The sequence below is a fragment of the Martelella sp. genome, assembly GCF_984369615.1.
On the sequence record NZ_CFHTCS010000186.1, the window covers coordinates 1 to 8,550 of the forward strand.

At 63.4% G+C, this 8,550-nt stretch carries 12 protein-coding genes and 1 riboswitch; of the genes, 6 read left to right on the forward strand and 6 right to left on the reverse strand.

Annotated features, from left to right (window positions below):
- On the forward strand, nucleotides 1–435 hold a 435-nt coding region (gene lipB / locus AC5DC2_RS14620), incomplete at its 5' end, for a lipoyl(octanoyl) transferase LipB (RefSeq protein WP_491698995.1).
- A 4-nt stretch (nucleotides 436–439) separates the two neighbouring features.
- Here lipB and AC5DC2_RS14625 read toward each other — a convergent pair.
- The gene (locus AC5DC2_RS14625; RefSeq protein WP_491698996.1) at nucleotides 440–829 is read right to left on the reverse strand and encodes a helix-turn-helix domain-containing protein; all 390 of its coding nucleotides are present in this window, start codon (nucleotides 827–829) and stop codon (nucleotides 440–442) included.
- A gap of 206 nt (nucleotides 830–1,035) precedes the next feature.
- On the opposite strand from AC5DC2_RS14625, the gene AC5DC2_RS14630 reads away from it, so the two are divergent.
- Genes AC5DC2_RS14630 through fghA form a run of 4 tightly spaced genes read left to right on the forward strand, consistent with a single transcriptional unit; the run spans nucleotide 1,036 to nucleotide 3,942 of the window.
- Entirely contained in the window at nucleotides 1,036–2,163 is a 1,128-nt protein-coding gene (locus AC5DC2_RS14630; protein ID WP_491698997.1) for an S-(hydroxymethyl)glutathione dehydrogenase/class III alcohol dehydrogenase, read from the forward strand.
- Nucleotides 2,163–2,639: a GNAT family N-acetyltransferase gene (locus AC5DC2_RS14635; RefSeq protein WP_024709915.1), complete on the forward strand. Its 477-nt coding sequence runs from the start codon at nucleotides 2,163–2,165 to the stop codon at nucleotides 2,637–2,639. The genes AC5DC2_RS14630 and AC5DC2_RS14635 overlap by 1 nt, the downstream gene beginning before the upstream one ends.
- Nucleotides 2,636–3,115, forward strand: a complete 480-nt coding sequence (locus AC5DC2_RS14640) for a YaiI/YqxD family protein (RefSeq protein WP_491698998.1) — start codon at nucleotides 2,636–2,638, stop codon at nucleotides 3,113–3,115. The genes AC5DC2_RS14635 and AC5DC2_RS14640 overlap by 4 nt, the downstream gene beginning before the upstream one ends.
- Nucleotides 3,112–3,942, forward strand: a complete 831-nt coding sequence (gene fghA / locus AC5DC2_RS14645) for an S-formylglutathione hydrolase (protein WP_491698999.1) — start codon at nucleotides 3,112–3,114, stop codon at nucleotides 3,940–3,942. The genes AC5DC2_RS14640 and fghA overlap by 4 nt, the downstream gene beginning before the upstream one ends.
- 10 nt (nucleotides 3,943–3,952) lie before the next feature.
- Here the strand turns inward: fghA and AC5DC2_RS14650 are convergent, their stop codons facing one another.
- The 5 genes from AC5DC2_RS14650 to crcB all read right to left on the reverse strand — a co-directional run bounded on the left by AC5DC2_RS14650 (nucleotide 3,953) and on the right by crcB (nucleotide 7,487).
- A complete protein-coding gene (locus AC5DC2_RS14650) occupies nucleotides 3,953–4,702 on the reverse strand; it encodes an ATP12 family chaperone protein (RefSeq protein ID WP_491699000.1) in 750 nt (249 codons plus the stop codon).
- Nucleotides 4,702–5,364 (reverse strand): HAD-IA family hydrolase, encoded by a 663-nt coding sequence (locus tag AC5DC2_RS14655; protein WP_491699001.1) that lies wholly within the window; start codon nucleotides 5,362–5,364, stop codon nucleotides 4,702–4,704. The genes AC5DC2_RS14650 and AC5DC2_RS14655 overlap by 1 nt, the downstream gene beginning before the upstream one ends.
- A 16-nt stretch (nucleotides 5,365–5,380) precedes the next feature.
- Nucleotides 5,381–6,031, reverse strand: a complete 651-nt coding sequence (locus tag AC5DC2_RS14660) for an HAD-IA family hydrolase (RefSeq protein WP_024709910.1) — start codon at nucleotides 6,029–6,031, stop codon at nucleotides 5,381–5,383.
- A gap of 13 nt (nucleotides 6,032–6,044) precedes the next feature.
- The gene (locus AC5DC2_RS14665; protein ID WP_491699002.1) at nucleotides 6,045–7,034 is read right to left on the reverse strand and encodes an RluA family pseudouridine synthase; all 990 of its coding nucleotides are present in this window, start codon (nucleotides 7,032–7,034) and stop codon (nucleotides 6,045–6,047) included.
- A 63-nt stretch (nucleotides 7,035–7,097) separates the two neighbouring features.
- A complete protein-coding gene (gene crcB, locus AC5DC2_RS14670) occupies nucleotides 7,098–7,487 on the reverse strand; it encodes a fluoride efflux transporter CrcB (protein WP_491699003.1) in 390 nt (129 codons plus the stop codon).
- A gap of 180 nt (nucleotides 7,488–7,667) precedes the next feature.
- Nucleotides 7,668–7,759, forward strand: a riboswitch (glycine riboswitch).
- 158 nt (nucleotides 7,760–7,917) lie between these two features.
- On the opposite strand from crcB, the gene AC5DC2_RS14675 reads away from it, so the two are divergent.
- A partial coding sequence (locus tag AC5DC2_RS14675; protein WP_491699004.1) for an aminomethyltransferase family protein occupies nucleotides 7,918–8,550 on the forward strand: 633 nt, incomplete at its 3' end.

The window sequence follows — 8,550 nt, forward strand, 5'->3', positions numbered from 1 at the left end:
GGACAGCGGGTCGCCTATCTGATGCTCGACCTGAAGCGGCGGCGGCGCGATGTCCGGGCCTTCGTCGCAGCGATCGAGGAGACCATCATCAAGACGCTCGACAGGATGAACGTGCGCGGCGAGCGGCGCGAGGACCGGGTCGGCGTCTGGGTGAAACGGCCGGAGCGCCCGCCCCTGCCGGATGGCTCCCCGGCCGAAGACAAGATCGCGGCCATCGGCATCAGACTGCGCCGCTGGGTCAGCTTTCACGGCCTGTCGATCAATGTGGAGCCGGATCTCGAGCATTTCGCCGGCATTGTTCCCTGCGGCATTTCGGGATACGGCGTCACCAGCCTTGTCGACCTCGGCTTGCCGGTGACGACGGAGGATGTCGATATCTGTCTGCGGCAGGCCTTCGAGGAGGTCTTCGGCGAAACAGTGGCAGAGGCGCGCTGAAACCTCAGTGCAGCGTCCGTCCGCCGGTTACGGTAAAGCCGAACGGCCCGGGCCGGCGCGGTCGCTTGATGGCATCGGGATAGCGCCCCGCATGGCCGACATGGTTGACTTCGATGACGACGTCCTTGAGGTTGAGGCTCTTCTGCCGGTGACCCGGAAGGGATTTCTCGACATCGCCGGAAATCAGCCAGAGCGGGCGGACATTCAGACGGCCGGCGATCCGGACAAGCCTTTCCAGCGACGGCTCCGAGCGGTCGCATTCCCAGTTCCTCACCGTCTCGCGCGATACCCCCAGGTGTCCGGCAAGTTCCGCCAGGCTTAGTCCGGCGCTTTCGCGGGCCGCGAGCAGGCGCCCGCCCAGCGTATCGTCGCCGTAAAGTTCCTCTTCCATCATAGTCGGCCTTTCCGTCCCGTTGGGCATGCCGGATTTTCCGGTTCTGGTCGCCCTTCATAGCCAAAACCGGGTAAAAGTGCCAGTCCGCGCGGCCAGGGAGCGGGAAGACGGGAGAAATGCGCGATCACGCAGACTTGAGCTTGCGGATCAAGGAGCGACCATGCCAAAGATTGACGGACAACAAAGGCGATAGTGGAGAGACACCGATGGATGTGCGCGCAGCCGTAGCGGTCGAAGCAGGAAAACCGCTCGAAGTCATGACCGTTCAACTTGAAGGCCCGAAGGAAGGCGAAGTCCTGATCGAGGTGAAGGCGACGGGCCTTTGCCACACGGACGACTTCACGCTCTCCGGCGCCGATCCGGAAGGTATCTTCCCGGCGATCCTCGGCCATGAGGGCGCGGGCGTCGTGGTCGATGTCGGGCCGGGCGTCACCTCTGTCAAGAAGGGCGACCATGTCATCCCGCTCTATACCCCGGAATGCCGCGAATGCCCGTCCTGCCTCTCGCGCAAGACCAATCTCTGCACCGCGATCCGCGCGACCCAGGGTCAGGGGCTGATGCCGGACGGCACCTCGCGCTTCTCGCTCGACGGCAAGCCGATCCATCACTATATGGGCTGCTCGACGTTTGCGAACTTCACGGTCCTTCCGGAAATCGCGGTAGCCAGGATCAACCCCGACGCGCCCTTCGACAAGGTCTGCTACATCGGCTGCGGCGTGACGACCGGCGTCGGCGCGGTCATCAACACGGCCAAGGTGGAAGTGGGCGCGACCGCCGTCGTCTTCGGTCTCGGCGGCATCGGCCTCAATGTCATCCAGGGCCTGCGCCTTGCCGGCGCCGACATGATCATCGGCGTCGACATCAACAATGACAAGAAGGAATGGGGCGAGCGGTTCGGCATGACCCATTTCGTCAATCCGAAGGAGATCGGCGAGGATGTCGTTCCCTATCTCGTCAACCTGACCAAGCGCGGCAATGACACGATCGGCGGCGCCGACTACACGTTCGACTGCACCGGCAACACCACCGTCATGCGCCAGGCGCTCGAATGTTCGCATCGCGGCTGGGGCAAGTCGGTCGTCATCGGCGTTGCCGGCGCCGGCCAGGAAATCTCCACCCGTCCGTTCCAGCTCGTCACCGGCCGCTCCTGGATGGGTACGGCCTTCGGCGGCGCGCGCGGGCGCACGGACGTGCCGAAGATCGTCGACTGGTACATGGACGGCAAGATCGAGATCGACCCGATGATCACGCATCTCCTGAAGCTCGAGGACATCAACAAGGGCTTCGACATGATGCACAGGGGCGAAAGCATCCGCTCGGTCGTCGTCTACTGATGGGTTCGCTTACCGTCGATATCGCCCGCATGGACGCGCTCACTGCGGGCGAACTTTATGACGTGCTGAAATTGCGCGTTGACGTCTTCGTGGTGGAGCAGAACTGCTCCTATCCCGAGCTCGACGGGAAGGATGCGGAGGCGCTTCACCTGCGCCTTCTTGAGGACGGCAAGCCGGTCGCCTATGGCCGCATCTTCGCGCCGGGAACGGGCAGGCAGGCGCGCATCGGCCGTATCGTCGTCGCGCCCTCCCATCGGGGACAAAAGCTTGGCGAACGGCTGATGGGCGAAGCGGTCGCCGCCTGCGAAAGGCTTGCGCCCGGCGCCCCGATCGCGATTTCCGCCCAGGCGCATCTCGAGCGCTTTTATGCGGGCTTCGGTTTCGAGACCGTGTCGAAAGAATATCTGGAGGACGGCATCCCGCATATCGACATGGTGCGTGATGCCGCCGGAATGCAAACGGAAGTCGCCGGATGATCTATGTCGATGCCGATGCCTGCCCGGTAAAGGCCGAGGTCACCAAGGTCGCCGGGCGCCATGACATGCCCGTCACCTTCGTGGCCAATTCCGGCCTCAGGCCGTCGCGCGACCCGATGATCCGCAATATCATCGTCTCCGGCGCCTTCGATGCCGCCGACGACTGGATCGCCGAACGCGCCGGCCTCGGCGATATCGTCGTTACCGCCGACGTGCCGCTCGCCGAACGGTGCGTTGCCGCGGGTGCGCTGGTGACCGGGCCGACGGGCCGGCTGTTCGATCAGGCCAATATCGGCATGGCGCGGGCCATGCGCGATCTCGGCCAGCATCTGCGCGAGACCGGCGAGAGCAAGGGGTATAACGCCGCCTTCTCGCCGAAGGATCGCTCGGCCTTCCTGCAGGCCATGGAGCGGCTCTGCCGGCAGGCGAAATCCATTCAAGCCAAGAGAGAAGACGAAACAAAGGGAAAACCATGAATATTCTGTCCGAGAACACGGCTTTTGGCGGCATGCAGGCCGTCTTTTCCCATGATTCGGAAGCCTGCAACTGCGAGATGACCTTCGCGGTTTTCGTTCCGCCGCAGGCGACGGAACGCCCCTGCCCCGTGCTCTGGTATCTCTCCGGGCTCACCTGCACCCATGCCAATGTGATGGAAAAGGGCGAGTATCGCCGCATGGCGGCCGAACTCGGCCTGATCATCGTCTGCCCGGATACGAGCCCGCGCGGCAAGGACGTTCCCGATTCGCTCACGAACTGGCAGCTTGGCCAGGGCGCGGGCTTCTATGTGGACGCCACCGAAAGCCCCTATGCGCTGAACTACCGGATGGAAACCTACATCACCAAGGAACTGCCAGCGCTGATCGCCGGCAGCTTCCGCGCCGACATGGAGCGCCAGGGCATTTTCGGCCATTCCATGGGCGGCCACGGCGCCATGACCTTCGCGCTCAAATATCCCGATCGCTACAGGAGTTGCTCGGCTTTCGCGCCGATCGTGTCGCCCACGACCTCTCCCTGGGCGCAGGGCGCGTTCGAGAAATATCTCGGAACGGATCCGGATGTCTGGCGCAAGCATGACGCCTGCGCGCTGGTTGCCGCCGGCGCCCGGTTTCCCGAATTCCTGATCGACCAGGGCACGGCCGACGGCTTTCTCGAGGAAGGGCTGAAGCCCTGGCTGTTCGAGGCGGCGGTCAAGGATACCGACATCGCGCTGACGCTCCGAATGCACGAGCGCTATGACCACTCCTACTATTTCATCTCCACCTTCATGGACGATCACCTGCGCTGGCACGCGGAGCGGCTTTAGGCCGCTCCAATCAGCGTTTCAGCGCGACGAACAGATTGTGGGCCGCCTGCATGTCCTCGAAACGCCTGGCGCGGCGGCGGGCGGCTTCCTCGTCATGGCCCCAGAGCTCGATCGTCCAGTCTTCCTCGAGATTGCCGAGCGCCCAGGCCTCATCAAGCGTCAGGCGGCCGCGCGCCAGCGCCAGCGTCACCAGCGCCGAACCGGTCAGCGTCGTCATCACATGCAAGGCGCCAAGCTCGAACGGCGCCCGGTGATGCTCCAGTTGCCTGCGGAAGGCCTCAAGGCTTTCGGCCGGCTGTTCGGCAAACATCACGCCCTCCACCAGCACGAAGCGCGCGCCATATTCCTCGGCCATCCATTCAAGCACCGGCCCCCAGCGCTCGGACTGCCGGGCAACGAGCTCCTCCGGGCTTTCGGCGCGATAGAACAGCATGTCGTTGCCGGCATAGCTGACGATCTCCTCGAACACTGCCTCGGCATTCACGGCCACGCCGTCGATGATGGTGTTGGCAAGCCGCGTCATCGGCATTTTCGCCGGATCGATGACCTTCTCCTGCGCCTGCCATTCGGCCCGCACATACTCGGCGGCGGCCTCCGTCGGCAGGATCAGGGGCTTTCGCGACGGGGTCTTGACCGGGCGGCCGTCGAGCTTAACCGCAAAGCCCTCGCCTTCGGCGACGACAGTTGCCTCGGCATAGAATTTTTTCGGCAGTTCGGCGCGCATCAGTTCCTGCGACCGGCGGATGGGATCATTGGTCATCATGCACCCTTCAGAACGAAATTCAGAATATCATCCGGCGTCTCGGCGATCGCCGCCGCGCCGGCGAGCTTCAGCGCATCCGGCGCGCCATAGCCCCAGGAAACGCCGACGGCCGCGGAACCGGCGGAACGGGCCATCTGGATGTCGAACACCGTGTCGCCGATCACCACCGCCTGCTCCGGCCGCATGCCCGTTTCATCGCAGCATTCCAGCACCATGGCCGGGTGCGGCTTGGACGGACAGTCATCGGCCGTGCGCGTGGTAATGAATTTTTCGCTGTAGCCATGGGTTTTCAGCATGTGGTCGAGCCCGCGCCGCGACTTGCCGGTGACCGCGCCGACGAGAATATCGTCCTGCAGGAAGAGATGCGCCAGCATGGCGGCGACGCCGTCATAGAGTTTTTCCTGCATGGCGGGGTCACGCCGCACCTCGGCGAAAAGCGAGCGGTAATAGCCCATCATGTCCCGGCATTCATGATCGACATCTTCACGCCCCAGTAGCCCGGCAATCGCCACGTCCAGCGTAAGCCCCACCGTGCCGCGCGTTGCCTGCTCATCCGGCGCCTCGTGTCCGAAGGCGCGGAAGGTGCGGGCCATGGTCTCCTGAATGATCGCCAGGCTGTCGACCAGCGTTCCGTCACAATCAAAAAGCACCAGCTTCATGGGGAGCACTCCCGGCTCAGACGAGTTTCAAGATTTCTTCCGGATGCCAGACGATCGCGCCCGCTCCGGCATCCTGCAGGTCGGCGATCTCGCCGTAACCCCAGGCAACGCCGATCGCATGGGATCCGGCCTTCACCGCCATCTCCATGTCGAACACGGCATCGCCGATGATCACCGCATCCGCCGGATTGAAACCCGCTTCCGCGCAGCATTCAAGCACCATGGCCGGATGCGGCTTGGAGGGGCAGTCATCGGCCGTGCGCGAGACGGTAAATCGCGGTGCCAGTCCATGCAAATCCAGAACATGGGTCAGGCCCCGGCGCGAATTGCCGGTGACCGCGCCGATGGCGACGTCGCCGCGCGCGGCAAGGCCGTCGATCAGCTCGGCAATGCCGGGAAACAGCTGCTCCATCATGTTGGGATCGGAATGGACTTCGGCAAAGAGCGACTTGAACTTCACCCGGATCGCCAGAACCTCGTCATCGATCCGGTGCCTGCCGAGCAGCCGGGCAATCGCGTAGTCGAGCGACAGGCCGATGATCGTCTTGGTCTCTGCGAGCGTGGGTTCGGGATGACCGTAGGCGACAAAGGCGCGGCGCATGGTCTCATGGATGCGCACGGCGCTGTCGACCAGCGTGCCGTCGCAGTCAAACAATACGAGCTTCATGTCAGTCCCTGTCTCAATCCTTGTCGAGATCTTCGCGATCGGCATCGAAGCCGAGAAGATTCCAGCTTTGCACCATATGCGGCGGCAGGGGTGCCGTGACCTTCAGCCTGCCGCCGTCGGGATGGGGCACATCGATATGGCGGGCATGCAGGTGCAACCGCTTCTGGATACCGCCCGGGAATTCCCAGTTCGGGTCATCGTCGAAATATTTCGGATCGCCGATGATCGGGTGTCCGATGTGAAGCGCATGGACGCGCAACTGGTGGGTCCGCCCGGTATAGGGCTCCATCTCCAGCCAGGAAAGCGTGTGGGCGGCCGTATCGATGACCCGGTAATAGGAAACAGCGTGGTCGGAATCGGGCTCGCCGTGTCTGGCGATCCGCATCCTGTCGCCGTCCGGCGTCTGCTCCTTCACCAGCCAGGTCGAGACCTTGTCTTCCCGTTTGCGCGGCACGCCCTTGACCAGAGACCAGTAGGTCTTCTTCGTGGTGCGGTGGCGAAACGCCTCGGTCAGCGACTGCGCGGCGCGGCGCGAGCGGGCGATCACCAGAACGCCGGAGGTGTCGCGGTCGAGCCTGTGCACAAGGCGCGGCTTTTCGCCCTTCTTGTTGGTCCAGGCCTCCAGCATCTTGTCGATATGGCGCACGACGCCGGACCCGCCCTGCACGGCCAGTCCCGCGGGCTTGTTCAGCACAAACACGCGCTCATCCTCATGCAGCAGCATGCGCGACAGAAGCTCGCCGTCGGGCGAGTGCCTGAGGTCCCTGCCCGGTATGGGGCCAGACGTCTTCGGGTCGACGTTCATTGGCGGGATGCGGACCATCTGACCCGGCTCGACGCGCGTGTCGCTCTTGACCCGACCGCCGTCGACGCGGATCTGGCCGGAGCGCAGCAGCTTCTGCAGCGCGCCGAAGCCAAGCCCCGGATAATGCAGCTTGAACCAGCGGTCGAGCCGCATGCCCGCCTCGTCCTGATCCACCTTGATATGTTCAATACCCGCCATAGTGCGAAAACCCTTCTTTCAAGCCGTGGCTTCTATCGCATGACGCACCGGATTGAAATGGGTTTAGAACACCATCCGTCCGATCGCGAGGCCTGCGAATACCGCGATCAGCGCGAGGAGAAGGCTTGCAGCGATATAGGCGACGGCATGCAGCACATCGCCCCTTTCGATCATCGTCATGGCATCGAGCGAAAACGACGAGAACGTGGTGAAACCGCCAAGGAAACCGGTGACCATGAACATCCGCATTTCCGCCGACTGGTTGAGCGCCCGCGCGACCGCCTCCACCAGGAGCCCGATCATGAGCGATCCAACGACATTGACGACGAATGTGCCCCACGGGAATTGCGGTCCCCAGAGCCTGATGGCGAGGACGCCGACGAGATAGCGTCCGACCGAGCCGAGCGCTCCGCCGGCGGCAACGATGAGGGCATGGGAGAGGATGGTTGACACGAGAGGATGTCCGTCCGGTTTCCAGGGTCTTGGGCTCCCACCTTACTAGCCCCTCCTCCGCCTTCTGCCCACCCCTCTTCCGCCGTCCTTGCCGAAGGTCGATGACGCCCGCCGTGGATATTTCGGCCGGCGGACGCTTGCCTCTTGCAAATCCCGCCACAACTTGGATAATCCGTTTCAAAATTCGCGTTGGGAGAACCCGCTTTCTGTGAAGCGGTGCCGAAGGAGCAACTGCCCCGGAAACTCTCAGGCCAAAGGACCAGCGCGTATTTCTGAACTCTGGAGACAAGGTCCGGCATCCGCCGGGACCGGCCGAAGGGATAATAATCTCAGGCACACGGGACAGAGGGGGCTCATTCGAAACGGGCATGTCACACGCGCCCGCCCCTTTGAGCCGGCGTTTTCGTCAAACGCAATCCGGAGGCAAGTCTTGGTCTCGCAAGAACCGCTAGAAAAAACCCCGCTTCACGCGCTTCATCTGGAGCTTGGCGCCCGCATGGTGCCCTTTGCCGGCTATGACATGCCGGTGCAATACCCGATGGGCGTTCTCAAGGAACACCTGCATACCCGTGAAAAGGCAGGCCTTTTCGATGTCTCGCATATGGGCCAGGTCTGGTTGAAACCGCGCTCCGGCAACCTCGCCGATGCGGCGATCGCGCTGGAAAAACTGGTGCCGGTCGACATTCTCGGCCTCAAGCCCGGCCGCCAGCGCTACGCCTTTTTCACCAATGAAAACGGCGGCATTCTGGACGACCTGATGGTCGCCAACCGCGGCGATCACCTGCTCATCATCGTCAACGCCGCCTGCAAGGACGCCGACCTTGCCCATATGAAGGCCTATCTCTCCGATCTCTGCGCGGTGGAAACGCATTTCGAAGACAAGGCGCTGCTGGCGCTGCAGGGCCCCAAGGCCGAAGCCGTGCTGGCGCCGCTCTGCCCGGCCGTTGCCGAGATGAAATTCATGGATGTGCGCGCCTGCGAAATCCTGGGCGTGACCTGCGTGATTTCGCGCTCCGGCTATACCGGCGAGGACGGCTTCGAGATTTCCGTGCCGGCCGACAAG